This is a genomic window from Bradyrhizobium sp. S3.12.5, assembly GCF_040548225.1.
Lineage (GTDB): Bacteria > Pseudomonadota > Alphaproteobacteria > Rhizobiales > Xanthobacteraceae > Bradyrhizobium > Bradyrhizobium cytisi.
In genome coordinates, this window is the sequence record NZ_JBEPRF010000022.1 from 56,257 (window position 1) to 82,122 (window position 25,866).

The 25,866-nt window shown below is 64.4% G+C and carries 22 protein-coding genes; 13 read left to right on the forward strand and 9 right to left on the reverse strand.

Annotated features, from left to right (window positions below; all coding sequences use genetic code 11):
• Window positions 1–95 precede the first annotated feature (95 nt).
• From ABIC09_RS28295 to ABIC09_RS28335, 9 genes are all read left to right on the forward strand, one after another.
• Entirely contained in the window at window positions 96–1,037 is a 942-nt protein-coding gene (locus ABIC09_RS28295) for an aminoglycoside phosphotransferase family protein (protein ID WP_502917707.1), read from the forward strand.
• A gap of 336 nt (window positions 1,038–1,373) precedes the next feature.
• The gene (locus ABIC09_RS28300) at window positions 1,374–2,996 is read left to right on the forward strand and encodes an ABC transporter substrate-binding protein (protein WP_354111300.1); all 1,623 of its coding nucleotides are present in this window, start codon (window positions 1,374–1,376) and stop codon (window positions 2,994–2,996) included.
• 239 nt (window positions 2,997–3,235) lie between these two features.
• Window positions 3,236–4,249 carry an ABC transporter permease gene (locus tag ABIC09_RS28305; RefSeq protein ID WP_148751016.1) on the forward strand — a complete coding sequence of 338 codons (1,014 nt, stop codon included), beginning with the start codon at window positions 3,236–3,238 and terminating at the stop codon, window positions 4,247–4,249.
• 11 nt (window positions 4,250–4,260) lie between these two features.
• Entirely contained in the window at window positions 4,261–5,157 is an 897-nt protein-coding gene (locus ABIC09_RS28310) for an ABC transporter permease (RefSeq protein WP_148751015.1), read from the forward strand.
• 94 nt (window positions 5,158–5,251) lie between these two features.
• Entirely contained in the window at window positions 5,252–6,970 is a 1,719-nt protein-coding gene (locus ABIC09_RS28315) for a dipeptide ABC transporter ATP-binding protein (protein WP_354111301.1), read from the forward strand.
• 26 nt (window positions 6,971–6,996) lie between these two features.
• Window positions 6,997–7,176, forward strand: a complete 180-nt coding sequence (locus ABIC09_RS28320; protein WP_354111302.1) for a DUF4089 domain-containing protein — start codon at window positions 6,997–6,999, stop codon at window positions 7,174–7,176.
• A 7-nt stretch (window positions 7,177–7,183) separates the two neighbouring features.
• On the forward strand, window positions 7,184–8,581 hold the full coding sequence (locus ABIC09_RS28325; RefSeq protein WP_354111303.1) for an AtzE family amidohydrolase: 1,398 nt from the start codon (window positions 7,184–7,186) through the stop codon (window positions 8,579–8,581).
• A 1-nt stretch (window position 8,582) separates the two neighbouring features.
• Window positions 8,583–8,975 (forward strand): oxalurate catabolism protein HpxZ, encoded by a 393-nt coding sequence (gene hpxZ, locus ABIC09_RS28330; protein ID WP_354111304.1) that lies wholly within the window; start codon window positions 8,583–8,585, stop codon window positions 8,973–8,975.
• A 4-nt stretch (window positions 8,976–8,979) separates the two neighbouring features.
• On the forward strand, window positions 8,980–9,693 hold the full coding sequence (locus ABIC09_RS28335) for a GntR family transcriptional regulator (RefSeq protein WP_354111305.1): 714 nt from the start codon (window positions 8,980–8,982) through the stop codon (window positions 9,691–9,693).
• A gap of 117 nt (window positions 9,694–9,810) precedes the next feature.
• Here the strand turns inward: ABIC09_RS28335 and atzF are convergent, their stop codons facing one another.
• The gene (atzF, locus tag ABIC09_RS28340) at window positions 9,811–11,616 is read right to left on the reverse strand and encodes an allophanate hydrolase (RefSeq protein ID WP_502917708.1); all 1,806 of its coding nucleotides are present in this window, start codon (window positions 11,614–11,616) and stop codon (window positions 9,811–9,813) included.
• Window positions 11,617–11,822: 206 nt separating this feature from the next.
• Window positions 11,823–12,329: a MarR family winged helix-turn-helix transcriptional regulator gene (locus tag ABIC09_RS28345; protein WP_354031482.1), complete on the reverse strand. Its 507-nt coding sequence runs from the start codon at window positions 12,327–12,329 to the stop codon at window positions 11,823–11,825.
• Window positions 12,330–12,478: 149 nt separating this feature from the next.
• Here ABIC09_RS28345 and ABIC09_RS28350 point away from each other — a divergent pair, with 149 nt between their 5' ends.
• Window positions 12,479–14,329 (forward strand): feruloyl-CoA synthase, encoded by a 1,851-nt coding sequence (locus ABIC09_RS28350; protein WP_354084260.1) that lies wholly within the window; start codon window positions 12,479–12,481, stop codon window positions 14,327–14,329.
• Window positions 14,330–14,561: 232 nt separating this feature from the next.
• On the opposite strand, the gene ABIC09_RS28355 is transcribed toward ABIC09_RS28350, so the two are convergent.
• Window positions 14,562–15,065 (reverse strand): MarR family winged helix-turn-helix transcriptional regulator, encoded by a 504-nt coding sequence (locus ABIC09_RS28355; protein WP_354111307.1) that lies wholly within the window; start codon window positions 15,063–15,065, stop codon window positions 14,562–14,564.
• Window positions 15,066–15,148: 83 nt separating this feature from the next.
• Here ABIC09_RS28355 and ABIC09_RS28360 point away from each other — a divergent pair, with 83 nt between their 5' ends.
• Window positions 15,149–16,357, forward strand: a complete 1,209-nt coding sequence (locus ABIC09_RS28360; protein ID WP_354111308.1) for a cytochrome P450 — start codon at window positions 15,149–15,151, stop codon at window positions 16,355–16,357.
• Window positions 16,358–16,394: 37 nt separating this feature from the next.
• Window positions 16,395–17,606, forward strand: a complete 1,212-nt coding sequence (locus tag ABIC09_RS28365) for an ABC transporter substrate-binding protein (protein WP_354111309.1) — start codon at window positions 16,395–16,397, stop codon at window positions 17,604–17,606.
• 129 nt (window positions 17,607–17,735) lie between these two features.
• On the opposite strand, the gene ABIC09_RS28370 is transcribed toward ABIC09_RS28365, so the two are convergent.
• Complete coding sequence (locus ABIC09_RS28370; protein ID WP_148751006.1) at window positions 17,736–18,998, reverse strand: NAD(P)/FAD-dependent oxidoreductase; 1,263 nt, start codon at window positions 18,996–18,998, stop codon at window positions 17,736–17,738.
• A gap of 314 nt (window positions 18,999–19,312) precedes the next feature.
• On the opposite strand from ABIC09_RS28370, the gene ABIC09_RS28375 reads away from it, so the two are divergent.
• Entirely contained in the window at window positions 19,313–20,485 is a 1,173-nt protein-coding gene (locus ABIC09_RS28375) for an ABC transporter substrate-binding protein (RefSeq protein ID WP_354111310.1), read from the forward strand.
• A 46-nt stretch (window positions 20,486–20,531) separates the two neighbouring features.
• On the opposite strand, the gene ABIC09_RS28380 is transcribed toward ABIC09_RS28375, so the two are convergent.
• From ABIC09_RS28380 to ABIC09_RS28400, 5 genes are read right to left on the reverse strand one after another with little or no spacing between them, the layout of a single operon-like run.
• A complete protein-coding gene (locus ABIC09_RS28380) occupies window positions 20,532–22,403 on the reverse strand; it encodes a bifunctional sugar phosphate isomerase/epimerase/4-hydroxyphenylpyruvate dioxygenase family protein (RefSeq protein ID WP_354111311.1) in 1,872 nt (623 codons plus the stop codon).
• Window positions 22,400–23,137 carry an ABC transporter ATP-binding protein gene (locus ABIC09_RS28385; protein ID WP_148751003.1) on the reverse strand — a complete coding sequence of 246 codons (738 nt, stop codon included), beginning with the start codon at window positions 23,135–23,137 and terminating at the stop codon, window positions 22,400–22,402. Before ABIC09_RS28385 ends, ABIC09_RS28380 begins: the two co-directional genes overlap by 4 nt.
• Window positions 23,138–23,149: 12 nt before the next feature.
• A complete protein-coding gene (locus tag ABIC09_RS28390) occupies window positions 23,150–23,893 on the reverse strand; it encodes an ABC transporter ATP-binding protein (protein ID WP_148751002.1) in 744 nt (247 codons plus the stop codon).
• A complete protein-coding gene (locus ABIC09_RS28395; protein WP_148751001.1) occupies window positions 23,890–24,888 on the reverse strand; it encodes a branched-chain amino acid ABC transporter permease in 999 nt (332 codons plus the stop codon). Before ABIC09_RS28395 ends, ABIC09_RS28390 begins: the two co-directional genes overlap by 4 nt.
• A complete protein-coding gene (locus tag ABIC09_RS28400; RefSeq protein ID WP_148751000.1) occupies window positions 24,885–25,760 on the reverse strand; it encodes a branched-chain amino acid ABC transporter permease in 876 nt (291 codons plus the stop codon). The genes ABIC09_RS28395 and ABIC09_RS28400 overlap by 4 nt, the downstream gene beginning before the upstream one ends.
• Between the last annotated feature and the right edge of the window lie 106 nt (window positions 25,761–25,866).

Genomic DNA, 25,866 nt, shown 5'->3' on the forward strand with positions numbered 1-25,866 from the left:
CCCGGCCATCCACGCCTGCCCCCCAGCACGAAAAGCGTGGATGCCCGGGACAAGCCCGGGCACGACGAACTCGAGTGCACAAAGGCGCGATGTCGATGACACTACCCCACTTCGCTGATGCGGTGAGCTTCCGCGCCTTTCGCTCCGCTTCCTCGCAATGGCTGCCGATCGTGCTCGATATCGCGCGCGGCCACGGCATCGACACCAGCTCGCCGCATGTATTTTCGACCGGCACCAATCTCGTGGTCGGGCTTGGCGAGAAGCTGATCCTGAAAATCTTCCCGCCGCTGCTGCGCGCGCAATTCGTCTCCGAGCGCGGCTCGCTGATGCAGCTTGCCGGCCGGCTTCATCTGCCGATTCCGGAGATCGTCGCCGAGGGTGAGCGTGACGGCTGGCCGTATCTCATCATCACGCACCTCGCCGGCACGCTCGGGTCGGATGTCTGGCCACAACTGCCGGAAGCGCAGAAGGAGCGCGTGCTGCGCCAGATCGGCGAGACCATTGCCGCCGTGCAGCGCGTCCCGCTCGGCCCGCTCGCGCAAATCGAGCCGCGCTGGGACGCATTCATCCGCGCGCAGATGCAGGGGTGCCGTAACAGGCACACGCATCTCGGCCTCGCGCCAAAATTCCTGGCCGGCCTCGACGATCTCCTGCACGACGCGGCAACGCTGATTCCGGTCGACGCGCCGCCGGTGATCCTGATCGGCGAATACATTCCGGAAAATTTTCTGCTCGCCTGCCACGACGGCGACTGGTCGCTCGCCGGCCTGTTCGACTTTGGCGACGTGAAGGCTGGATGGCGCGATTACGATCTGCTCGGCCCGAGCGCCTTCATGGCGGCGGGTCGGCCGGGGAGGGTGCGCAGCCTGCTCGAAGGGTTTGGCTACGAGAAGCTGGACTACGCGCTGAAGCGGCGCCTGATGGCGCTGATGCTGCTGCACCACGCCAGCGACCTCAACAGCCACATCTGCATCGCGGGCTGGCAGGACAAGGTGGACGATCTGATCGCGCTGCAGGAGTTGATCTGGGCGGGGTGAGCGCCTCCCGCTCCGTCATTCCGGGGCGCGCCGCATAGCGGCGAGCCCGGAATCCATCTTCCCTCGCGTTCCGTGGCCCGATGGATTCCGGGCTCGATGCTTCGCATCGCCCCGGAATGGCGGGCAACGCTCATTAAGCGGGCTCTGGCTTCGATGCGCCTAGAAAATAGGCAATTATGCGTCTCTGTATGCAATGATCCTGAGAACCCTTTGAGACCGAAATCTGAAATGCCTTATTCTTTCAGGCTGTTGGGCCGGCGTGCGTCGCTTCCAAGCCTTGGCACGAACCTTGCGAATCCAGTTCCAACCAGAAACTTTTTGAGTTGGAGCATTTTCATGAAGCGCCGTGATTTTCTCAAGTCCGTCTCCGGATTGGCCGCCGGCGCGACGCTTCCGGTCATTCCGTCCGTGGTCTCCTCGGCCTATGCCGACGCGCGCTCGGAGACGCTGCTGATCGTCTCGGAAGGCGGCCCCAACAATCTCGACATCCACGGCGTCGGCACCAACGTGCCCGGCTATGAAGTGTCCTGGAATTGCTACGACCGGCTGATCAGCCACGAGATGAAGACCGGCCCCGGCGGCGTGCCCTATTACGACCGCGACAAGTTCAAGCCCGAGCTCGCCGAGGAGTTCAAGATCGACGACATGTCGGTCACCTTCAAGCTGCGCAAGAACGCCAAATTCCACGACGGCACGCCCGTCACCGCCAGGGACGTGAAGTGGTCGCTCGATCGTGCGGTCAGCGTCGGCGGCTTCCCGACCTTCCAGATGAGCGCGGGCTCGCTGACCAAGCCGGAGCAGTTCGTCGTCATCGACGACCACACCGTGCGCGTCGACTTCCTGAAGAAGGACAGGCTGACGGTGCCCGATCTCGCGGTGATCGTGCCCTGCATCGTCAACTCCGAGCTCGTGAAGAAGAACGCAAGCGAGAAGGATCCCTGGGGACTCGAATTCACCAAGCAGCAGACCGCAGGCTCCGGCGCTTACAAGGTGACGAAGTGGACCGCGGGCACCGAAGTGATCATGGAGCGCAACGAGGATTGGGTCTGCGGTCCGCTGCCGAAGATCAAGCGTGTGATCTGGCGCATGGTGCCGCAGGCCGGCAACCGCCGCGCGCTGCTGGAGCGCGGCGACGCCGACATCTCCTACGAGCTCCCGAACAAGGATTTCCAGGAGATGAAGGCCAGCGGCAAGCTCAACGTGGTGTCGCTGCCGTTCTCCAACGGCATCCAGTATATCGGCATGAACGTCACCAAGCCGCCGTTCGATAATCCAAAAGTCCGTCAGGCGGTGGCCTACGCGCTGCCCTACCAGAAGATCATGGATGCCGTGATGTTCGGCCTCGCGAACCCCATGTTCGGCGCCGCGAAGGACAAGCCGACCGAAGTCGCCTGGCCGCAGCCGCACAAATACAACACCGACATTGAGAAGGCGAAGGCGCTGATGGCGGAAGCCGGCCTCGCCAGCGGCTTCGAGACCACGATCTCCTTCGATCTCAACTTCGCCGGCGTCAACGAGCCGCTCTGCGTGCTGGTGCAGGAAAGCCTCGCCCAGATCGGCATCAAGACCACCATCAACAAGGTGCCCGGCGCCAACTGGCGCACCGAGTTGAACAAGAAGGAGATGCCGCTCTTCACCAACGTGTTCTCGGGCTGGCTCGATTACCCCGAGTACTTCTTCTACTGGTGCTATCACGGCAACAATTCCGTCTTCAACACCATGAGCTACAAATCGGCGGAGATGGACAAGCTGATCGACGGCGCGCGCACCGCGGCCGCCACCGGCGACATGACCACCTACGACACCGACGTGAAAGGCTTCGTCGATCTCGCCTACGCCGACATCCCGCGCATCCCCCTGTACCAGCCCTTCGTCAACGTCGCGATGCAGAAGAACATCTCGGGCTACCAATACTGGTTCCACCGCCGCCTCGATTATCGCGCGCTGGCGAAGGGGTGATGCGTCATGAGCGCGCGCGACATGGCCGCGACGCTGGCTGGCCTGCTGAGTGAGGCGGGCACTGTCCTCTCATTCCCTCTCCCCTTGTGGGAGAGGGGTAGGGTGAGGGGTAGCCACGAATTCCGACCGCGCTTGGGGCCACCCCTCACCCCAACCCTCTCCCACAAGGGGAGAGGGGGCGCAGCTGAGCGCGCCTGTAGACCGTTCTCACAGGCCATCAACATCAGGAGTCCCACGCCATGCTGACCATGATCGGCAAGCGCCTGATGTTCGCGATTCCCTCACTGATCGGGGTCGTCATTGTCACCTTCCTGCTGACGCGCGCGCTGCCCGGTGATCCCGCCGCGTACTTCGCTGGCCCGGCCGCAACGAAAGAAGCCGTCGAGCAGATCCGCAAGAAGCTCGGCCTCGACAAGCCGCTGATCGAGCAGTTCTTCCGTTACACCAACGATCTCGCACACGGCGATTTCGGCAACTCGCTCACGACAGGCCAGCCGGTCGCGGCCGAAATTCGCAACCGGCTTCCGGCTTCGGCCGAGCTGACACTGCTCGGCCTGATCGTCTCCATCGTCATCGCCATTCCGCTCGGCGTGCTCGCGGCGACAAGACCAGGATCATGGATCGATCATCTCTGCCGAATAACAACGACAGCGGGCGTCTCGCTCCCCGTATTCTTCACTGGCCTGGTGCTGGTCTATTTCTTCTATTTCCGGCTCGGCTGGTCGCCCGCACCGCTCGGGCGTCTCGATGTGTTCTACAGCGCGCCGCCGACGGTCACCGGCTTCTATCTGATCGACACACTGATTGCGCGCGACTTCGAAGCGTTCCGCTCGGCGTTGAGCCAGCTCATCCTGCCCGCGACGACGCTCGCGATCTTCTCGCTGGCGCCGATCGCGCGCATGACGCGCGCCTCGATGCTCGCGGTACTGTCGTCGGAATTCGTCCGCACCGCGCGCGCCAGCGGCCTGTCGCCGACGACAGTCATCGTCACCTATGCGTTTCGCAATGCGATGCTGCCTGTCATCACTACGCTTAGCATGGTGTTCTCGTTCCTGCTCGGCGCCAACGTGCTGGTCGAAAAAGTGTTCGCCTGGCCGGGCATCGGCTCCTACGCGGTGGAAGCGCTGATCTCGTCGGACTTCGCGCCGGTGCAGGGCTTCGTGCTGACCATGGCGGTGATGTACGTGCTCTTGAATCTGGTCATCGACATTCTCTATGGCGTGATCGATCCACGCGTGCGGCTTGAAGGGTAGGGGGACACGCTATGAGCACCGTCGCGCCAGCCGTTGAACCCGGTCCCGCCCGCACCTCGGGACTGGTCGCGATCCTCGAACAGACCCGCTATGTCCTCGGTGAGAACAAGGTCACGGGCTTTTCCTTCGCCCTGCTGATCGTGATCCTCCTTGCGGCGATCTTCGGTCCCTACACGGTGCCGTACGATCCGCTCGCCTCCGACACCGCGGCGGCGTTGAAAGCACCATCGGCGGCGCACTGGTTCGGCACCGATCAGCTTGGGCGCGACATTTTCAGCCGCGTCGTGGTGGCGACGCGGCTCGATACCTTCATCGCGGTCGCCTCCGTCGTGCTGGTGTTCCTGATGGGCGGGCTCGCCGGCATCGCAGCCGGTTACTTTGGTGGCTGGACCGATCGCATCGTCGGCCGTATCGCCGACACCATCATGGCCTTCCCGCTGTTCGTGCTGGCGATGGGCATTGTCGCCGCGCTCGGCAACACCGTGCAGAACATCATTCTGGCCACCGCCATCGTCAACTTCCCGCTCTACGCCCGCGTCGCGCGCGCCGAGGCGAACGTTCGCCGCAATGCCGGCTTCGTGCAGGCGGCGCGTCTCTCCGGCAACGGCGAATTCCGCATCCTGCTGGTGCATATCCTGCCGAACATCATGCCGATCATGATCGTGCAGATGTCGCTGACCATGGGCTACGCCATCCTCAATGCCGCCGGCCTGTCCTTCATCGGCCTCGGCGTCCGCCCGCCGACCGCCGAATGGGGCATCATGGTCGCTGAAGGCGCGGGCTTCATGGTCTCGGGCGAATGGTGGATCGCGCTCTTCCCCGGCCTCGCGCTGATGATCGCCGTGTTCTGCTTCAACCTCCTCGGCGACGGCCTGCGCGACATCGTCGATCCCCAGCGGAGGACGTGATGGCCCCATTTCCGCGAGAATTCTCTAATGATTTCAACGTCGCTCTACTGTGCATGGGGTTGTTTTCGAGCTTTTTGAGTGACGGGAGGCATCCATGACCGCCCAGCCGCTGCTCGAGGTCCAGGACCTCACCGTCGAATTCACCACCCGGCGCGGCATTGTCAAAGCCGTGCAGCACGTCAACATCTCCGTCGCCAGGGGCGAGACGCTCGCCATCGTCGGCGAGTCCGGCTCCGGCAAGTCGGTGACGTCCTACGCGGTGATGCGCATCCTCGACCGGGCGGGGCGGATCGCCGAGGGCTCGGTGATGTTCTCCGGCATCGACGTCAAGGCCGCGACCGAAGGCCAGATGCGCGACCTGCGCGGCCGCGAAGTCTCGATGATCTTCCAGAACCCGCGTGCGGCGCTGAACCCGATCCGGAAAGTGGGCGACCAGATCGAGGACGTGCTGCGCACCCATGTGCAGCAGGCGATGGTTTCGGACCACGGAGAAAAGGCGATCGAGGCGCTGGAGCAGGTCAAGATCGCGCGCCCGCGCGAGCGCTATCACGCCTATCCGTTCGAGCTCTCCGGCGGCATGTGCCAGCGCGTCGTCATCGCGCTCGCGCTCGCCTGCAACCCGCAGCTCCTGATCGCTGACGAGCCGACCACCGGCCTCGACGTCACCACCCAGAAAGCGGTGATGGACCTGATTGTCGAGCTGACCAAGCGCAAGGCGATGTCGACCATCCTCATCACCCACGATCTCGGCCTCGCCGCCGCCTATTGCGACCGCGTCGTGGTGATGGAAAAGGGCCGCGTGGTCGAGACCGCCAAGGCCGCGGACATCTTCGCCAACCCGCAGCACCCCTACACCAAGAAGCTGATGCGCGCGACGCCGCGGCTCGGTGTGAGCTTGCGGGATCTGCTGCCGGAGGAGGAGGGTGCCGCGAGCGTGGAGCCTGCCCCGGCCGTCGCCGCAAGTGCAGAGGGCCAGCAGCCCCTCCTGCTCATCGAAAAGCTGGTCAAGGAATACCCCCGCCAGGGCGCCACCGCCACGCTCGGAAAACTGTTCGGCCGCAAGCCGCCGGTCGAGCCGGACGTGTTCCGCGCGGTCGACGGCATCAGCTTCTCGATCGGCCATGGCGAGAGCGTCGGTCTGGTCGGCGAATCCGGCTGCGGCAAATCGACCACGTCGATGATGGTGATGCGGCTGCTGGACCAGACCTCAGGCCTGATCCAGTTCGACGGCGAGGACATCGGCGGCATTCAGCCTGCCGCCTTCGCCCGGCTGCCGCAGCGCAGCCGGATCCAGATGGTGTTCCAGGACCCGACCGACAGCCTCAACCCGCGTTTTACTGCGGCGCGCGCCATCGTCGATCCGATCATGCAGCTCGGCGATATCAGGGGGCGCGATGCGCTTCGCGCCCGCTGCGAGGAGCTGGCCACCATGGTCGGCCTGCCGCACAATCTGCTCGATCGCTTCCCACACCAGCTCTCCGGCGGGCAGAAGGCCCGCGTCGGCATCGCCCGTGCGATTGCGCTGCATCCAAAGCTCGTCGTCCTCGACGAGCCGACCGCGGCGCTCGACGTCTCGGTGCAGGCAGTTGTCCTGAACCTGCTTCAGGATCTGAAGGCGCGGCTAGGTATGAGTTATCTGTTCGTCTCGCATGATTTGAATGTGGTGCGCTTGTTGTGCGATCGTGTCATTGTGATGCGGACGGGGCGGATCGTCGAGGAAGGCTCTTCCGAGCAGGTCCTGAGCGATCCGCAGGACGATTACACCAAGGAGCTGCTGACGGCGATCCCGCATCCGCCGTTGCAGATCCACTGAGAGTGCACTGATTGTTTGGGAGCGTGATGGCCGAGCCGCTGGACGACTATATCGACGCCGTATCGAAGGCGCTGGCGCTGCCGGTCGAGGAGGCCTGGCGGCCCGCGGTGCGCGCCAATCTCGAAGTCTCGCTGCGGCTTGGTCGCATCGTCGACGAATTCGCGCTGCCGGACGACACCGAGCCGGCGCCGATCTTCACGGCCTGATGCTGCCATGACCACCAAGCCAGAGATGACGGCCTCCGAGATCGCGAATGCGGTTGCGCGCGGCAAGATGACCGCGCTCGATGCCACCGAAGCGGCGCTCGCGCGCATCAAGCAGCGCGACACCCTGCTCAATTCCTTCACCGACGTCACCGCCGATCGCGCCCGTGCGAAAGCGCGTGCGATCGATGCCGACATTGCGGCCGGCAAGACCGTCGGCCCGCTCGCCGGCGTGCCCTTCGCGGTGAAGAACCTTTTCGACGTCGCGGGTCTGCCCACGCGGGCCGGCTCGAAGATCAACCGCGACCTCGCACCGTCCAGGCGTGACGCGACCTTGATCGAGCGACTGGAAGCGGCCGGCGCCGTGCTGGTCGGTGCGCTCAACATGGGCGAGTACGCCTACGACTTCACCGGCGAGAACGTCCATGACGGTCCCTCGCGCAATCCGCATGACATCACGCGGATGGCCGGCGGCTCATCAGGCGGCTCCGGCAGCGCCGTCGGCGGCGCGCTCGTGCCGATTGCCCTAGGCTCGGACACCAACGGCTCGATTCGCGTGCCGTCCTCCTTCTGCGGCATCTTTGGCCTGAAGCCGACCTATGGCCGGCTGTCGCGCGCGCGCTCGTTCCCGTTCGTGGCGAGCCTCGATCATCTCGGGCCGTTCGCGCGCTCGGTGACAGATCTCGCGCTCGCCTATGATGCGATGCAGGGCCCAGATGCCGACGACGCCGCCTGCACGACAACACGTGGTCTGGAGCCGACGACGCCGCTGCTCGCAAATCCGGTCTCGGACCTGCGCATCGCGGTCGCCGGGGGGCATTTTCAGAAGAACGTGTTTCCGGAAGCCGTCGAAGCCGTCAGCCGTGTTGCCCAGGCGCTTGGTGCAACGCGAGTGGTTGACGTGCCCGAAGCCTCGCGCGCTCGCGCGGCGGCTTATGTCATCACCACCACCGAAGGCGCTTCCCTGCATCTCGATCGCCTGCGCAAGCGCCCGAACGATTTCGATCCCGCCGTGCGCGACCGGCTGATCGCAGGCGCCATGGTGCCTGCACCGCTGGTCGACCGCGCGCAAAAATTCCGCCGCTGGTATCGTGCGCAATTCGCCGAGATTTTCAAGTCCGTCGACGTGCTGATCGCGCCGGCGACGCCCTGCACCGCGCCAAAGCTCGGCCAGGTGAATTTCAATCTCGATGGCGTCGAGCTGCCGGTGCGCGCCAATATCGGCATCCACACCCAGCCGATCTCGTTCATCGGCTTGCCCGTGGTTGCAGTGCCGGTGCCGCTCGAGCCGCTGCCGATCGGCGTGCAGATTATTGCCGCGCCCTGGCGCGAGGACATCGCGCTGCGCGTCGCCCACGCATTGGAGAAGATGGGCGTGGTCGCCGCGCCGTCACCAAAAGGATTCTGAGATGGAGATCGATCTCCCCGACGTGATCGCGGAAGTCAAAGCCGCGTTCGAGCGCTATGAGCAGGCCCTCGTCGCCAACGACGTCGCCGTGCTCGGCGAGCTGTTTCGCAACGATCCCCGCACGCTGCGCTACGGCATCGGCGAAAATCTCTACGGCTATGAGGCGATCTCCGGCTTTCGCGCCGGCCGCTCGCCGGTCGGCTTGAGCCGCCGCACCGCGAAGACCGTGATCACCAGCTATGGCCGCGATGCGGCTGTCGCCTCCACTCTGTTCTATCGCGACACGGCTCCCGGCAAGGTCGGCCGGCAGATGCAGACCTGGATTCGCTTCCCGGAGGGCTGGCGCGTCGTCGCTGCCCATGTCAGCATCATCGACGAGTCGAAAGAGACCTGACCGTATGACGCTTGACGATTTTCCGCCCGGGACACTGCCGGTGGTGCCGCGTGTCGACCGTGCCTCGCCATCGATGCAGAAGGTCACGCGCGCCGAGGAACTGCGTCTCCAGCTTGCCGACGAGATCGTGCGTGGAACTCTCGCGCCCGGCGCGCCGCTCGACGAGACCGACATCGCGCGACGCTTCAGCGTCTCGCGCACGCCGGTGCGCGAAGCGCTGCGGCAACTGGTCGCGAGCGGCCTGGTCGAGGCACGACCGCATCGCGGCGCGGTCGTTGCGCAGCCGTCGATCGAGCGGCTGACGGGCATGTTCGAGGCGATGGCGGAGCTGGAGGCGCTGTGCGCAGGCCTTGCTGCCGAGCGCATGTCGGCCGCCGAGCGTCACGGTCTCGAAGCGATCCACGAGGAGCTCCGCGTCCTCAGCTACGCCGGCAATCCCGATCGCTTCCACGAGGTCAACGAGCGTTTTCATAACGCGATCTATGCGGGTTCGCAGAACGGTTACATCGCCGAGATCACGCTGGCGACGCGGGTCCGCGTGCAGCCGTTCCGCCGCGCCCAGTTCCGCAACCTCGGCCGTCTCGCAAAGTCGCAAGCCGAGCACGACCGCGTCGTCGTCGCCATCATGCGCGGCGACAAGCAGGGCGCCGCCGCCGCGATGCGCGCGCATATCGAGCTGGTGCGCGGGGAGTATGAGATCTACGCGGTGTCGGTGTGATTTCGTCGCGATCTCGTAGGGTGGGCAAAGGCGCAGGGCGCCGTGCCCACCATCTCTCCGCGACGATGTCGGAATTGGTGGGCACGCTTTGCTTTGCCCACCCTACATCACTACGAGTTACGTTGTCGCAGCTTCCGCCATAAACTTCCGCCAGCCGCCATACGCGGTGATATCCCGCGCCGCGCCCAGCGCCTCCGGCTCGACGAGAAACCCCTTCACGCTGCGGCCATCCGCAAGTCGGATCGTACCGATCGCCATCGGCGCAGGGATCGCGTTGACGAACTTGCCGAAGGCCGATGACGACAGCGACCATATCTCGAGCTCGATCGACGCGCCCTTGCCGGTTTCGATGCGCAGCAGGCCCGGCTTTGGCGGCGTGGTCTTCAGTGCATAGAGCTTGTAGTCCGGCGCGGTCCTGGTCGCCTCGATCAGCTTTGCGTTCAGCGCCTTCAATTCGCCGTTCAGCGCCATCGCGGAGAGATGTGCGCCGACCACGGCGATCGGGATCTCGTCGCCGCTGCTTGTGGCAAGCGCCGCAAGCGGCGCTTGCGCCACGCCCTTCGCACCAAGCGTCAACTTCGTATCGGCATGGAACACGCGCCCGATGCTCGCAAGCATCGCATCGCGGCCGGCGGGCGCCAGCAGCGTGATGCCGAAAGGAGTGCCGTCCGTACGCATCGCCGCCGGCACGGCAAGGCCGCAGAGGTCGAGCAGATTGACAAAATTTGTATAGGTGCCGAGCCGGCTGTTGAGCTCGACCGGATTGGCGAGCACCTGTGCGGTCGTATAGGCCGTCGGCGCCGTCGGCAGCACCAGCGCGTCGATATTGGCAAATGTGCGCTCGGCGATCTTGCGCAGGCCCTGCAAGCGGTAGAGTGCCGAGAAGGTTTCGGCTGCTGTGAGCCGCGCACCGGCCGCGGTGATCTCGCGGGTCACCGGATGGATGGAGTCCGGCGCGGACGCCAGCAGATTCTTGATCACGAGATAGCGCTCGGCAACCCAGGGGCCTTCATAGAGCAGTCGCGCCGTCTCGTAGAACGGCTCGAGGTCGAACTCGACCAGCTCAGCGCCGAGTGTGGTCCAGCGCTTCAGGGCTTCGCCGTAAGCGGCTTCGGCTTTCTTGTCGCCGAAGAAGATCAGCTGCCCGTTGCGCGGCACGCCCAGGCGCAGATTTGCCGGAAGCGGCGTGATCGCGCCCAGCGGCCGGTCGCGTGAGAACGGATCGGCCTGATCGGGACCGGTCATCACCGACAGCGCGAGTGCGGCATCATCCACCGTCAGCGCAAACACTGAGATACAGTCGAGCGTGCGACACGCCGGCACGAGGCCTGCGGTCGAGATCATGCCGAGGCTCGGCTTCAGCCCGACGATGTTGTTGAGCAGCGCCGGCACGCGGCCGCTGCCGGCTGTGTCCGTGCCGAGTGACAGCGGCACGAGGCCTGCGCCGACCGCCACAGCGGAGCCCGAGCTCGATCCGCCCGGAATGAGGTCCGCACGGACCGAATTCCTGGGAATGCCATAGGGCGAACGCGCGCCCACGAGGCCGGTTGCGAACTGGTCGAGATTGGTCTTGCCGATGATGATCGCGCCTGCCGCGCGCAGCCGCTCGACTGCCGTCGAGTCATGCGTCGGCGCATAGGAGAAGGCCGGGCAGGCCGCCGTGGTCGGAAAGCCCAGCGCGTCGATATTGTCCTTCACGGCAACAGGCACGCCATAGAGCGGCAGGCTGGCGGTATCCTTCGCGGCAAGCTTCCCGGCCTCCGCGATCGCGTCCTTCTCGTCGCGCAGGCTGATGAAGATCGCGGGATCGTTGTGGTCGCGAATGCGCTGATAGGTCCGCGCGACCGTCTGCGCCGGCGTCATTGTGCCCGCGCGATGCGCGGCCACAATCGCGGCGATCGTTTCAGGCTGCTCAGCCCCCATTTCAGCCTTCATGGCGATAAAACTCCGGCAACTTGTCTTCACCCGGAATGAAGCAAGCGATGTGCCATTGTGTACATTATCCGGGCAGCGCGGTTGCTCCGGATACTATCGAAAAATCAGTAGCTTGTGGAATACCTCGATGATCGATTGCGCTGCCGAGCTAAGGCCCGGTCAAGAGCGTCTGCTCAAACAATGAGCAGTCCGGATCAGGTGAAGCCGGCGAGGATCCGAAGCAGCTGCTCCCGGTTGGCCTTGCCGATCTTCTCCTCGACATGCCGCTCGTGCTCGATGGCGAGCCGCTTGAATTTGGCCAACGCCGTCTCACCTGGGCCGGTGAGATGCAGCGCGTGCGAGCGCCGATCCTGTTTCGACTTGATCCGTTTCACCAGCTTGCGCTGTTCGAGGCTGTCGAGCAGATGCACCAGCCGGGCGCGCTCGATGCCGAGGCGCTTTGCCACTGCCATCTGCGAGAGCCCGGGGTTGGCGCCGATCACGGTCAGCACCGAATATTGCGTCGGCCTGATGTCGACGTCGCCGAGCGTCTTGATGAAATCCTGAAAGATCCAGATCTGGAAGCGCCGCACCGCATAGCCGGCGTGGCCGACCAGCGCGTCCAGCCCGATCTCGTCCGCGTCGTTCCGCCGCGCCGCGCCATTGCCGGCGCGTTTGCGTGGGGAGGGGCGGGTGTCGGCTCGAGCTGCGCTGGCTGTCACATCGTGTCTCCTGCCGCGCGACCTTAGCGCCTTGGCGGTCCCAACGGAAGATTGTTGTTGACGACAACAATTGTCCCGCCCAACATTATGGCCAAAGCGGCCCGCAACGAGGCTGCGGCCGATTCCGGATATGGGCGAGGGAGGAAACCATGACGTCAGCCACTCGCGGTGACGCTTCGAGCCTGTTCGCAACGCCAAAGACCGTCGCCGAGCATCGCGCCGACGGCAGCATTGTGCTGCGCTCGGGCGAGCCCTTGCGCGATTGCGCGCGCTGCATCGGCGACTGGCTGGAGCATTTTGCGCGGCAGACCCCGGACAAGATCTTCCTCGCCGAGCGCGGCAGTACCGAATCGCCCTGGACCACCGTCACCTATGCGCAGGCGCTGCAGCAGGTGCGAGGCGCGGCGTCATGGATCCTCGCGAGGGGCCTCAGCGCGGAATGCCCACTCGTCATCCTCTCCGACAACAGCATCGACCATGCGTTGCTGGCGCTTGCCGCTCAGCATGTCGGTGTGCCCTCGGCCGCGATCTCGCCGGCCTATTCGCTGATGTCGAAGGATTTTGACAAGCTCAAGAGCATGATCGCGCTGCTGGAGCCGGGCGCGATCTATGTCTCCGCAACAAAGCCGTTTGCGGCGGCGCTCGCCGCGATCAAGCCGCTGCATAAGGCGCAGATCATCAGCGGCAATGCCGATGATGCCGGCGCGCTTGCCTTCCGCGCCATTGCGGCAACAGCTGAGACGCCTGACGTTGCAAAAGCCTTTGCCACGGTGACCCCGGACACGATCGCAAAATTCCTGTTCACGTCGGGCTCGACCGGCACGCCCAAGGCAGTCATCAACACCCAGCGCATGCTGACCTCGAGCCAGCAGGCCAAGGCGCAGACCTGGACCTTTCTGGAGCAGGGCCACGGCGATCTCGTCATCCTCGATTGGCTCCCCTGGAGTCACACCTTCGGTGCCAACCACAATTTCAATCTCGTGCTGCGCAACGGCGGCTCGCTCTATATCGACGGCGGCAAGCCTGCACCCGGTCTGTTCGCGACGTCACTGGCCAATCTGAAAAGCGTGATGCCGACGGTCTATTTCAACGTGCCGCGCGGTTTCGACATGCTGATTGCGGCGCTGCGCGGCGATGAGGAACTGCGCCGCCGCTTCTTCGGCGAGGTGAAGTTCGCCTTCTATGCCGGCGCCGCGCTGCCGCAGAATCTCTGGGACGCGCTCGAACAGCTCTCGATCGAGACTGTCGGCCGGCCGCTGCCGATGGTCTCGGCCTGGGGCTCGACCGAGACGTCGCCGCTGGCGACCGACTGCCATTTCCTCGCCGAACGCTCTGGCAACATCGGCGTGCCGATTCCGGGCACCGAATTGAAGCTCGTCACTTGCGGCGACAAGCTCGAGGTGCGCGTGCGCGGCCCCAACGTGACGCCGGGCTACTGGAAAGCGCCCGAGCTGACCAGGCAGGCTTTTGACGAAGAGGGCTTTTATCTGATCGGCGACGCGGTAAAACTTGCCGATGCGGGGCGTCCCGAGCGCGGCCTGTTCTTCGACGGCCGTGTCGCGGAAGATTTCAAGCTGAATTCCGGCACCTGGGTCAACGTCGGCACGCTGCGCGTCGCCGGCATTACAGCGCTTGCGCCGCTGGCGCAGGACATCGTCGTCACGGGTCACGGCGGCGATGAGGTGCGGTTTCTGGTGTTCCCGAACGTCGCAGCCTGCCGCGCTCATGCCGGTCTGCCCGGGACGGCAGATGTGAATGACGTACTGGCGCACGACAAGGTCAGGACCACGTTGGCGCAAGGTCTCGCAAGACTGAAGCAGCAGTGCGCCAACTCCTCCGGTCACGCCACGCGCGCGCTGTTGCTCGCCGAACCGCCATCGGTGGACGGCGGCGAGATTACCGACAAGGGCTACATCAACCAGCGCGCGGTGTTGACACGCCGTGCGGATGCCGTGGGGCGGTTGAATGCTGATGCGTCGGCGGAGTGGGTTGGTCTGTAGCGGTTCACGGACCCAAAGCTCGCCCAGATATGCCAGCCATTCTGCCGCATTATCCGTCGATTATTTTGTTGCCTAAGCAACTAATTCATGCGAATCGTTCCGGGCAAGGATGACGGCGGGGGAACCGCTGCGCCTGATCTGGGAGGAAACGATGCTCGGCAGGAACGGCGCCGCGGGTAAATGCCTGCGCATGTCCGAAGGCGGCAATAAGACGCGCCTCACGCCCGCCGCGTCAGCTGGTGCTGCCGCCTGTCACCGCGCCGAGGTTTTCGTGCAATCGGCGCAGCAGCTCGATCAGTACCTCGCGCTCGTCCTTGCTCAGACAGGACAGCAGACGCCGTTCGCGCTCGAACGCCGCGACGATCACCTTGTCATGGGTGGCGCGGCCCTTCGCCGTCAGCGAGATCGAATGGGTGCGGCCGTCGTTCGGATCGGTGCGGATCGACACATGGCCGCGCTTCTCCAGGCCGGCGAGCGTGCGGCTCACCGGGCCCTTGTCGAAGCCGATGACGTGGCAGATGCGCGAGGCGGGAATGCCGGGCTCGATCGCCAGCAGCGACATGATCCGCCACTCCGTGACGTTGACGCCGAACTGCCGCTGATAGAACGCGGTCGCGCTGTTCGAGAGCTTGTTGGCGATGAAGGTGATGAACGCCGGGACGTAACGATCGAGGTCGAGCGTCGGCCCGAATTCAGCGGGCGCAGGCTTTTGGCGGGATCTGGTCGAAGGCGGCATATCGGGAATCTGTCTCGCGGCGTGCCCAGAGACCTAAGGGCAAGCGCCGCCCTTTCACAAGATCAAAATGAGGGAGGATTTTTATGAGCGCACCCGGCTCCGCCGCATCAGGCGTTCCGCATCTCGACGTCGATCCCTTCGACATGAATTTCTTTGCCGACCCTTATCCCACACATGAGCTGCTACGGGAGACGGGCCCGGTGGTCTATCTCGACAAGTGGAAGCTCTATGGCGTGGCGCGCTATGCCGAGGTTCATGCGGTTCTGAACGATCCCACGACGTTCTGCTCCAGCCGCGGCGTCGGCCTGTCCGATTTCAAGAAGGAGGCGCCGTGGCGGCCGCCGAGCCTGATCCTCGAGGCCGATCCGCCCGAGCATACCCGCACCCGCGCCGTGCTGTCGAAGGTGCTGTCGCCGACCGTGATGAAGGGGCTGCGCGACCGTTTTGCCGCGGCGGCGGAAGAGCGCGTGGATGCGCTGCTGGAGCAGCGCAGTTTTGATGCGATCACGGATCTAGCAGAAGCCTACCCGCTCTCGATCTTTCCGGACGCGCTCGGGCTGAAGCCCGAGGGGCGCGATCATCTCATTCCCTATGCGAGCGTGGTGTTCAACGCCTTTGGTCCGCCGAACGAGTTGCGCAAGGAGGCGATCGCGCGTTCGGCGCCGCACCAGGCCTATGTCACCGAGCAGTGCCAGCGCGACAACCTGACGCCGGGCGGCATCGGCGCCTGCATTCATGCCCATGTCGACGAGGGCGCCATAACAGCCACGGAGGCGCCGCTGCTGGTGCGCTCGCTGCTGTCGGCCGGCCTCGATACCACGGTCAACGGTATCGGTGCCGCCGTCTATTGCCTGGCTCGCTTCCCCGATCAGTGGCAGCGCCTGCGTAGCGATCTCACGCTCGCGCGCAACGCTTTCGAAGAGGCCGTGCGCTTCGAGAGCCCGGTGCAGACCTTCTTCCGCACCACGACGCGCGATGTCGAGCTGTCAGGCGCCACCATCGGCGAAGGCGAGAAAGTGCTGATGTTCCTCGCGGCCGCCAACCGCGATCCGCGGCGCTGGGACAAGCCTGACAGTTACGACATCACCCGCCGAACCTCCGGCCATGTCGGCTACGGCTCGGGCATTCACATGTGCGTCGGCCAGCTCGTGGCGCGGCTCGAAGGTGAGACGATGCTCTCAGCCTTGGCCCGCCGCGTTGCCAGCATCGACATCACCGGCGAGCCGAAGCGCCGCTTCAACAACACGCTGCGCGGGCTCGACAGCCTGCCGGTGACGATCACGCCGGCTTGACGCTGCCGGCGGCGAAACCAATCAAGGGGAGGGACCAATGAAGAACTTGAAGTGGACGCTCGCGCTCGCTGCGAGCCTGATCGGCGGCGCCGCGAGCGCCGAGATATCCGACAATGTCGTTCGCGTCGGCGTGCTCAACGACATCTCCGGCATTTTTCAGGACACCAACGGCATGGGCTCGGTCGAGGCCGCGCGCATGGCGGCCGAGGATTTCAACGGCGGGGCTAAGGGCATCAAGGTCGAGATCGTCTATGCCGATCACCAGAACAAGGCCGATGTCGGCAACGCCATCGCGCGCAAATGGCTCGACGTCGAAGGCGTCGATGCGATCGTCGACGTGCCGAACTCCGCGGTCGGCCTCTCCATCAACTCGCTCTTGCGCGACAGTCGCATGACGTACCTGGCGTCGTCGACCGCGAGCGCCGATCTCACGGGCAAGGCCTGCTCGCCGAATACCATCCAATGGGTCAACGACACCTGGGCGACCGGCAACACCACGGCAGCGGCGATGATGTCGCGCGGCGGCAAGGACTGGTATTTTCTGACGGTCGACTACGCGCTCGGCAAGGGCATCGAGGCGGAGGCGCAGAAATATATCGAGGGCCATGGCGGCAAGGTGCTCGGCTCCTCAAAACATCCGCTCGGCACCTCCGACTTCGCCTCGTTCCTGTTGCAGGCACAGGGCTCGAAAGCGCAGGTGATCGGCCTTGCCAATGCCGGCGGCGACACCATCAACGCCGTGAAACAGGCCGCCGAGTTTGGCATCCAGCAGAGCGGCCAGAAGCTCGTCGCCTTCCTGCTCTTCATCAACGACGTTCACGGCATGGGCATCAAGGTTGCGCAGGGCCTGCAGCTCATGGAAGCCTTTTACTGGGACATGAACGATGACACCCGCGCGTTTGCAAAACGCTTCGCCGCGCGTCCCGGCATGAACGGCAAGATGCCGAGTGGCAACCAGGCCGGCGTTTATGCCTCCACGCTCGCCTATCTCAACGCGGTCGCTGCGACCGGCAGCGACAATGCCAAGGACGTCGTGCCCGAGATGAAGAAATTTAAGGGCAAGGACAGACTGTTCGGCGACACCGCGATCCGCCAGGACGGCCGCGTCGTGCATCCGATGTATCTGTTCGAGGTGAAGAAGCCGGAAGAGTCGAAATATCCCTACGACTATTACAAGCTGGTCTCGACGATTCCCGCGGAGCAGGCGTTTCGCCCGATGGCGGAGGGTGGGTGCGAGCTGGCGAAGTAGATCTCGTGCCCCGGACGCAGTGCAGCGCGTAGCGCTGCGCTGCAGAGCCGGGGCCCATGACTGCTGGGTCCCGGCTCTGCGTCGCGTCATTTCATGCCGCGCCGCGTCCAGGACACGAGAGAAGCACCGCTACACCACCTTGCTGCTCCCCTGCGTGATCAATCGCGCCGCGCGCTGGTCGCGGGCGTAGATCCAGAGCCAGCTCAGCGCTACGCTGAGGCGGTGGCGTAGGCCGATCAGGAAATAGATGTGGGCGATGCCCCAGATCCACCACGCGATGGTGCCGCGCAGTTTGATCTTGCCGAAATCGATCACCGCGAGACGCTTGCCGATCTGGGCGAGGCTGCCGGCGTGCTTGTAGCGGAACGCTCCCTTGTTCTCGCCGCGCAGCCGGGCCTTGATGGTCTCGGCGACATGCTTGCCCTGCTGCTTCGCGGCCGGCGCGATGCCGGGCACCGGCTTGCCTTCCCAGGCGTTGATATTGATGGTGTCGCCGATCGCGAAGATCTCGGGATGGCCGGGAATCGTCAGGTCGTCTTCGACCTGCACGCGCCCTGCGCGATCGGCAGGTGCGCCCAGCCATTCCGCGGCGGGCGAGGCCCGCACGCCGGCGGCCCAGATCCGGGTCTTTGCCTCGAGCAGCTTGGCGCCGAACACGACGCCCTCACGATTGATCTCGGTGACGGCCTGTCCGAGCACGACCTCGACGCCGATCTTCTCGAGCGAGGCTTGCGCATAGGCCGAGAGGTCGTCGGGAAAGCCCGCAAGCACGCGCGGGCCGGCCTCGATCAGTACGACGCGCGCCTTGGTGGTATCGATGTTGCGGAAATCGCCGGGCAGCGTGTGGTGCGCCATTTCGGCGATGGTGCCGGCAAGCTCGACGCCGGTGGGACCGGCACCGACGATCACGAAGGTCAGCCGCGCCGCGCGCTTGGCCGGATCGGTCTCGCGCTCGGCGCGCTCGAACGCCACCAGGATGTGACGGCGCAGCGTGGTCGCGTCTTCCAGCGTCTTCAGCCCTGGCGCCCATGTCTCCCACTCGTCATGGCCGAAATAGGCATGCCGCGCGCCGGTCGCGAGCACCAGCGTGTCGTAAGGCACCTCGCTGCCGTCGTCGATCAGCACGCAGCGCCTGGCAGCATCAACGCCGCTGACGGTCGCAAACAGCGTCGTCACTTCGCGCCGGTCGCGCATGAGATGGCGGACCGGCCAGGCAATCTCGCTGGTCGCAAGCGAGGCGGTCGCGACCTGGTAGAGCAGCGGCTGAAACAGATGATGGTTGCGGCGGTCGATCAGCGTGATCTCGACTGGCGCGCCCGCCAGCCGGTAGGTCGTCTCCAGCCCGCCGAAGCCGGCGCCGACGATGACGACGCGATGTGGTGTCGTGGTCATGATGTACCCTCGAATCTCGCTGCTCTATTTCCTCATTTAAGTGCCGATTGGGCGCCGCGGTCCAATAGCTGTCATCAATCACGGAAATAGGCTCGGCATATCGACCGGCCCCCCGCGAAAAAGCGCCGCAGCCTTGGACCGGACTTGGCCGAAGTAGGTAGAATTATATTTCTTGCCATCGCCGTTTGGGGCTAAATATGGTGCAAGGGAGGGCGCCGAGCCATTGGCGGCCCGACAGATTTTGCGTTCAATAGAGACAGACCCGGGCGGCGATCACCCCGTTTCCGGGTTCAATAATAAGGAGGGGAATGGTTATGAAGATGGCATTCTGGCTGGCGGGCGCGGCGGCGCTGGTGCTGGCAAATCAGGCATTCGCCGGCGACACCATCAAGATCGGTTTCGTCTCGACCTTCAGCGGACCGGGCGCCGTGATCGGCAACGACATGCGCAACTCCTTCGAGCTCGCACTCGACCACATGGGCCGCAAGATGGACGGCAAGCCAGTCGAGGTGATCTACGAGGATGACGGGCAGAAGCCTGACGTCGGCAAGCAGAAGACCGAGAAGCTGGTGCAATCCGACAAGGTCGATTTCCTCGCCGGCTACATCTGGTCGAACGTGCTCTTGGCCTCGCTCAAGACCGCGGTGGACTCGCAGACCTTCCTGATCTCGGCCAACGCGGGCCCGTCGCAGCTCGCCGGCGATTTGTGCTCGCCCTACGTGTTCTCGACCTCGTGGCAGAACGACCAGACGCCCGCCGCCATGGGCCTCTACATGAACCAGAAGGGCGTCAAGAGCGTGTTTCTGATCGGCCCGAACTACGCGGCCGGAAAGGACATGCTCGCGGGCGTGAAGAGCACGTTCAAGGGTGAGGTCAAGGGCGAGGAATACACGGTCTGGCCGAGCCAGCTCGACTTCTCCGCTGAGCTCTCCAAGGCGCGCGCCTCGGGCGCCGAGTCGATCTTCGTGTTCTATCCCGGTCCGGCCGGCGTGCAGTTCCTCAATCAATATGCGCAGGCCGGCCTGAAGAGCACGATGCCGCTCTACACGGCGTTCACCGTCGACGAGCTGTCGTTGCCGCTGCAGAAGGAGAACGCGCTCGGCGTTCCCGGTGCGCAGGAGTGGGTGAACGATTTGCCCAGCGAGCAGAACAAGCGCTTCGTCGCCGACTACCGCAAGAAGTACACCGGCCTGCGTCCGACCTATTACGGCGCGCAAGCCTATGACGCGGCCCAGCTCATCAACAGTGCGGTTGTCGCGGTGAAGGGCGACACCAGCAAGAAGGACGCGATGAAGGCCGAGATGGAGAAGGCCAACTTCAAATCGCTGCGCGGCGCCTTCAAATACGGCAACAACCACATCCCGGTGCAGAGCTTCTATCTGCAGGACGTCGTCAAGGACGCCGAAGGCCAGCTCTCGCTGAAGACGGTGGCGACGATCGTTGAGAACGACCAGGATCGCTTCCACGACAAGTGCACGATGAAATGAGCTCTATCCCCACCCTCTCCCCGTAAGAACGGGGAGAGGGTGAGACCTACATCCGCGGCATGCTCACGGGCCGCACCTCACGGGCCTGTGCCGCCAACCTGATCCCCGCATTCGGCGCGCCAAACCCCCGATAATCGCGTCGCTCGACAATCTCGAAGAAGAACCGCTCATCAAAAATGTGCGTGTAGACCTGGAAGAATTCGCCGTCGCCCTCGCGGTCGTAGAGGATGTGGTTGGCGCGGAGCTTTGCCATGACATCGGGCGCGAGATCGTATTTGGCTTCGATGTCGTCGTAATAATTATCCGGAATATCCAGGAAGTCCGCGCCGCGCGCGCGCATCGCGGCGACGGTGGCAAAGATGTCCTCGCACGCGAACGCGACATGCTGCACGCCTGAGCCGAAAAACTCCGAGATGAAACGCGCCGGCAGCGTGCGGTTGGCGGACGAGCCGTTGAGCACGAAGCGCAGGCTCTGGTCGCCGTTGATGACGGCCTGGCTCTGCACCAGGCCGCGGGGGTCGGCGATCTCCATCTGCGGCAGGCGCTTGAGGTCGAGGATGCCGGTGTAGAACAGCAGCCAGGACAGCATCTCGTCATAAGGCATCGACTGCGCGATGTGGTCGATGGCGAGCAGCGCATCCGCGCTCGTATCGCTCGCAATCGGCGCAAAATCCGTGTCCCAGTTCTTGCCGGCCTGGTCGAGGAAATAAAGAAGGCTGCCGCCGACGCCGTGGATCGCGGGGATCTCCAGCTCGCCCGGTCCGACCGGCTGGTAGAAGGTGCGCGCCTTCAGCGTCTCGGCACGCTGCATGGCAAGGCCCGCATTGTCGACGTCGAGCGCGATGGCGCAAACGCCGGGACCGTGCGTGACGTAATGCGAATGCGCAAAGCCGTCGGTCTCGCAATTGATCACGAGCTCGACCTTGCCCTGCGACCAGCGCTCCACCGCCTTGCTGCGATGCTTGCCGCTTCTGCGGAAGCCGAGCTGTGAAAACAGATGCGCGAGCTCGCCGGCCTTGGTCTCGTTGACGGCGAACTCGATGAAGCCCGTGCCGCTGCTCTTGGCCTTCGGCGCCAGGGGCTCGCCGACGAGCTTTGGCCAATCCGGGGCGAGCTGGTCCTGCAACAGGATCAGCGAGCGCAGGCCGTCCACCGCGGTCTGCGCCGCCGAGCCGGCGCGGAACTGGTCGTTGAAGATCTCCAGCGACCACGGCCCGGAATAGCCGGTCGCCGCGATCGCCTGCATGAACTCGCCGACCGGCAGATCGCCCTGACCGGGGAAGGAGCGGAAGTGCCTGCTCCACGACAGGATGTCGAGCTCGAGCTTTGGCGCGTCGGCCAGCTGCACCAGAAAGATCTTGTCGCCGGGGATCGAGGCCATCGCGCGCACCGGGAAGCCCGGCGCCAGCGCGTGAAAGCTGTCGAGGATGACGCCGATCGCGGGATGATCGGCGCGCCGCACGATCTCCCAGGCGTCGCGGTAGTCGTTGACGTGGCGGCCCCAGGCCAGCGCCTCGTAGCCGACGCGCAAAGACCGCTTGGCGGCGCGGTCACCGAGCTCGCGAAAATCATCGGCTGCGCGGTCGATACCGCCGAGCGAGTGAGGGGAGACATTGGAGCAGATCAGCAGCAAATCGGTGCCGAGCTCCTGCATCAGATCGAATTTGCGCTCGGCGCGGGCAAAATTGCGCGAGCGCTGCGGCTCCGGCATGCCCTCGAAATCGCGGAAAGGCTGGAATGCGCAGATATCGAGATTGAGGTCCTTGCAGAGACTTGCGATGTCGCGCGGGCCTGATCCGAACGACAGCAGGTCGTTCTCGAAGATCTCGACCGCCTCGAAGCCGGCGGACGCGATGGCGCGAAGTTTTTCGTCGAGGGCCCCGCTGAGTGAGACTGTTGCAATGGAGCGTTTGTTCATGCCGCACTCTCCTCCATGGCGCCACCCAGGAACAATTGCCCGATGCGCGGATCGTTTAAAATGCGTTCAGCCTTGTCGACCATGCGGGTCTGGCCGAGTTCCAGCACGATGCCGATATCCGAGATCTCCAGCGCCGAGCGCGCGTTCTGCTCGATCATCAGGACGGTGACGCCGCGCTCACGCAGGCTCTTCAGAATATCGAAGGTCTGCTGCACCATCAGCGGCGATAGGCCGATCGAGGGCTCGTCGACCAGCACGAGCTTTGGTTCGAGCAACAGCGAGCGGGCGATCTCAAGCTGCTTCTGCTCGCCGCCGGAGAGCGTCGAGGCCTGCTGTGCCGACTTGCGGCGCAGCGCGGGGAACAGGTCGAGCGCGGCCTCGATGCGCGTCGGCAGGTCGATGTCCTTGCCTGCCGCGACGCCGCCGAGCTCGATATTGTGGCGGACCGACAGTTCCGGAAAGATGTTGCGGCCTTGCGGCACATAGCAGATGCCGGCGTTGAGCAGCGCGCGCTGGCTCAAATTGCTGACATCGCGGCCGGCAAAATTGATCTTGCCTTCGCGCAGCTTGAGCAGGCCAAAGATCGCCTTGAACACGGTGGATTTACCGGCGCCGTTCGGGCCGATGATCGTGGTGATGGTCGCCGGCGGCACCGAAAACGTCGTGCCGTTCAGGATCGTCATCTTGCCGTAGCCGCCGACGAGGTTGTGAACCGAGAGGATCGGATCGCTCATGGCTCGCTTTCCCTAATGTCCGAGATAGGCTTCGATCACGGCGGGGTTCTTCCGGACCTCGTCCGGCCGGCCCATCGCCAGGACCTTGCCTTCCGCCATCACCATGACCCGCGAGCACAGCGACATCACGAACTCCATGTTGTGCTCGATCACGACGAAGGTCGCATTCTTCTCGCGGTTGATCGCGACCAGGCGCTCCTTCAAATCCGACAGCATCGTCGGATTGACGCCGCCGGCGGGCTCGTCGAGCAGCACCAGGCGCGGCCCGCCCATGAAGGCCATGGCAGCGTCGAGCAGCTTCTGCTGGCCGTAGGAGAGACCGCCGGCAGGCTCTGCTGCGAGATGATCGAGCTTGAAGAAGCCGATCATCTGGTCGGCGGTATCAGTCAACCCGGCATCGGAGCGGCCGACGAGGCGCGAGGCCATGTTGCCCTGATGCTCTTGGCCTGCGAGGATCAGGTTCTCGCGCACCGAGAGTTTTGGAAAGACCTGCAGGAGCTGGAAGGTGCGGCTGACGCCGAGCTTGTTGAGCTCGGAGGGGCGCAAGCCCGTGACGACCTTGCCGTCGAGCTTGACCTCGCCGCCTGATGGCGTGAGCTGGCCGAGGATGCAGTTGAACAGGGTGGATTTGCCGCAGCCGTTCGGGCCGATCAGGCCGAGGATCTCGCCCTCGCGAACATCGAACGAGACGCCGTCGACCGCGGTAATGCCGCCAAAGCTCTTCTTGATGTCGGTGACTTCGAGGACCGCACTCATTGCGCCGTCTCCAGGCGGGACTTGGCGACGGCGCGCAGCGCGGAGGCTGCCTTGGTGCGCCGTGCGGCCATAGTGCGGTCGAGAATTCCCAAAATGCCGGTCGGCGACCAGATCAGAAGTCCCATCACTGCGATCGCGTAGAGCATCAGATAATACCCTTCGGTGAAGCGCAGCCATTCCGGCAGCAGCACCGCGATCATCGCGCCGAGGAACGGGCCGAAATAGAAGCCGGCGCCACCGACGATCACCATCATCAGGAGATCGAGCGACAGCGACAGGTTGAACGGCACCGGGTCGATATATTGCGTCAGCGGTGCATAGAGCGCGCCGGCGACGCCGCCGAGCGCCGAGCCGATCGCAAAGGCCATCAGCGTGTAGCGGCGGGTATCGATGCCGAGCGATTGCGCACGCAGCGGATTTTCACGCAGTGCCATGAAGGCGCGGCCCCAGGGCGAACGAATCAGCCACCAGACCGCGACGGACACGATCGCGAGCGAGCTGAGGCAGATATAGTAGAATGGCAGCGGCTTGTTGGTCGCGATGCCGAAGACATGCGGCCGCGGAATGTTGGAGATGCCGTAGATGCCGCCAGTGAGCCAGCTCTCGTTGCGGAACACCAGGAAGGCGAGGGTGGAGAAGGCAAGCGTGACGAAGGCGAGGTAGTGGTGCTGCACGCGCAGCGCGGGATAGCCGAGCACCCAGCCGACCGCGAAGCTTAAGGCGATCGCGACGACAATGGCAGCCGGCAGCGGCCAGCCATGCGTCGTCATGATCGCGGCCGCATAGGCGCCGATGCCGACGAAAGCGCCCTGCGCCAGCGAAACCTGCCCGGCATAGCCGAGCGTGAGGTTGAGGCCCATCGCGGCGATGGTCATCACCGCCCACTGGCTCAGGATGAACAGGCCGTAGCGGTTGAAGTTCATGGGAATGACGATCAGGCCGGCAATGACAATGAGGCCGAGCGCGATCTTCAGGGGTTTGGCGAAGCCGCTCATACCGTGCGCTCCTCGGGGCGGCCGAGCAGTCCTTGCGGCCGGAACAGGATGACCACGATCAGGAAGACCAGCGGCACGGCCGCGCGGTATTGCGTCGAGACGTAGGATGCCGCGAGATTGTCGAGCACGCCGATCAACAGGCCGCCGGCGATCGCACCGCGCACCTGGTTGAAGCCGCCGACGATCGCGGCGATGAAGGCAGCCTGGCCCAACACTTCACCGCTCGAAAACTTTGCCAGATAGATCGGCGTGATCAGCAGCGAAGCCAGCGCGACCAGGAAGGCGTTGATCAGGAAGGTTAGCAGGATCATACGCTCGACCGGCACGCCGATGATGCGCGCAACGGTTGGGTTTTGGGCTGCCGCCTGCATCTGGTGGCCAAGCGAGGTACGGTTGAGCAGCGTGGTCAGGCCGAACACGGCAAGGATGGCGACGACGAGGACGCCGATGCTCTGCAGCGACACGGCGTGGCCGAGGATGGAGATGTCTCCGGTCGGCACGATCGACGGAAAGGGCGAGGCCTCCGCGCTGAAGAACTGCTTGACGGCCTCCTTGATGCCGATCGCCAGCGCCATGGTCGCGATCGCGAGCGGCAGCACGCCATGGCGCATCATCGGATCGACCAGCAGTATCTTGAAGGCCAGCCCAAGCAGGATCATCGACAGGAGGATACCAAGGATGATCGCGAGCCAGAACGGTGCGCCGACATGCATCGCCGCCAGCATCAAGAACGCGGGCAGCATCACGAACTCGCCTTGTGCGAAATTGATGGTCTGCGAGGTCTGCCACAGCAGCGTGAAGCCAACCGCGACCAGCGCGTAGATCGCGCCGGTGGCAAGTCCCGCGACCAGAAGATCGAACAGATTGGACATTATTGCCTCGCGTGTCCCTCGTCCTGCTATGTCGTCTCCGTCTCCCCCGTCTCTCTTTCTTCTCCCTCGCCCCGTTCTTACGGGGAGAGGGTTGGGGTGAGGGGCT

Coding starts and splice junctions, on each gene's coding strand:
- ABIC09_RS28295 (WP_502917707.1), top strand. CDS start 96: ATGACACTACCCCACTTCGCTGATGCGGTGAGCTTCCGCGCCTTTCGC.
- ABIC09_RS28300 (WP_354111300.1), top strand. CDS start 1,374: ATGAAGCGCCGTGATTTTCTCAAGTCCGTCTCCGGATTGGCCGCCGGC.
- ABIC09_RS28305 (WP_148751016.1), top strand. CDS start 3,236: ATGCTGACCATGATCGGCAAGCGCCTGATGTTCGCGATTCCCTCACTG.
- ABIC09_RS28310 (WP_148751015.1), top strand. CDS start 4,261: ATGAGCACCGTCGCGCCAGCCGTTGAACCCGGTCCCGCCCGCACCTCG.
- ABIC09_RS28315 (WP_354111301.1), top strand. CDS start 5,252: ATGACCGCCCAGCCGCTGCTCGAGGTCCAGGACCTCACCGTCGAATTC.
- ABIC09_RS28320 (WP_354111302.1), top strand. CDS start 6,997: ATGGCCGAGCCGCTGGACGACTATATCGACGCCGTATCGAAGGCGCTG.
- ABIC09_RS28325 (WP_354111303.1), top strand. CDS start 7,184: ATGACCACCAAGCCAGAGATGACGGCCTCCGAGATCGCGAATGCGGTT.
- hpxZ (WP_354111304.1), top strand. CDS start 8,583: ATGGAGATCGATCTCCCCGACGTGATCGCGGAAGTCAAAGCCGCGTTC.
- ABIC09_RS28335 (WP_354111305.1), top strand. CDS start 8,980: ATGACGCTTGACGATTTTCCGCCCGGGACACTGCCGGTGGTGCCGCGT.
- atzF (WP_502917708.1), bottom strand. CDS start 11,616: ATGGGGGCTGAGCAGCCTGAAACGATCGCCGCGATTGTGGCCGCGCAT.
- ABIC09_RS28350 (WP_354084260.1), top strand. CDS start 12,479: ATGACGTCAGCCACTCGCGGTGACGCTTCGAGCCTGTTCGCAACGCCA.
- ABIC09_RS28355 (WP_354111307.1), bottom strand. CDS start 15,065: ATGCCGCCTTCGACCAGATCCCGCCAAAAGCCTGCGCCCGCTGAATTC.
- ABIC09_RS28360 (WP_354111308.1), top strand. CDS start 15,149: ATGAGCGCACCCGGCTCCGCCGCATCAGGCGTTCCGCATCTCGACGTC.
- ABIC09_RS28365 (WP_354111309.1), top strand. CDS start 16,395: ATGAAGAACTTGAAGTGGACGCTCGCGCTCGCTGCGAGCCTGATCGGC.
- ABIC09_RS28370 (WP_148751006.1), bottom strand. CDS start 18,998: ATGACCACGACACCACATCGCGTCGTCATCGTCGGCGCCGGCTTCGGC.
- ABIC09_RS28375 (WP_354111310.1), top strand. CDS start 19,313: ATGAAGATGGCATTCTGGCTGGCGGGCGCGGCGGCGCTGGTGCTGGCA.
- ABIC09_RS28380 (WP_354111311.1), bottom strand. CDS start 22,403: ATGAACAAACGCTCCATTGCAACAGTCTCACTCAGCGGGGCCCTCGAC.
- ABIC09_RS28385 (WP_148751003.1), bottom strand. CDS start 23,137: ATGAGCGATCCGATCCTCTCGGTTCACAACCTCGTCGGCGGCTACGGC.
- ABIC09_RS28390 (WP_148751002.1), bottom strand. CDS start 23,893: ATGAGTGCGGTCCTCGAAGTCACCGACATCAAGAAGAGCTTTGGCGGC.
- ABIC09_RS28395 (WP_148751001.1), bottom strand. CDS start 24,888: ATGAGCGGCTTCGCCAAACCCCTGAAGATCGCGCTCGGCCTCATTGTC.
- ABIC09_RS28400 (WP_148751000.1), bottom strand. CDS start 25,760: ATGTCCAATCTGTTCGATCTTCTGGTCGCGGGACTTGCCACCGGCGCG.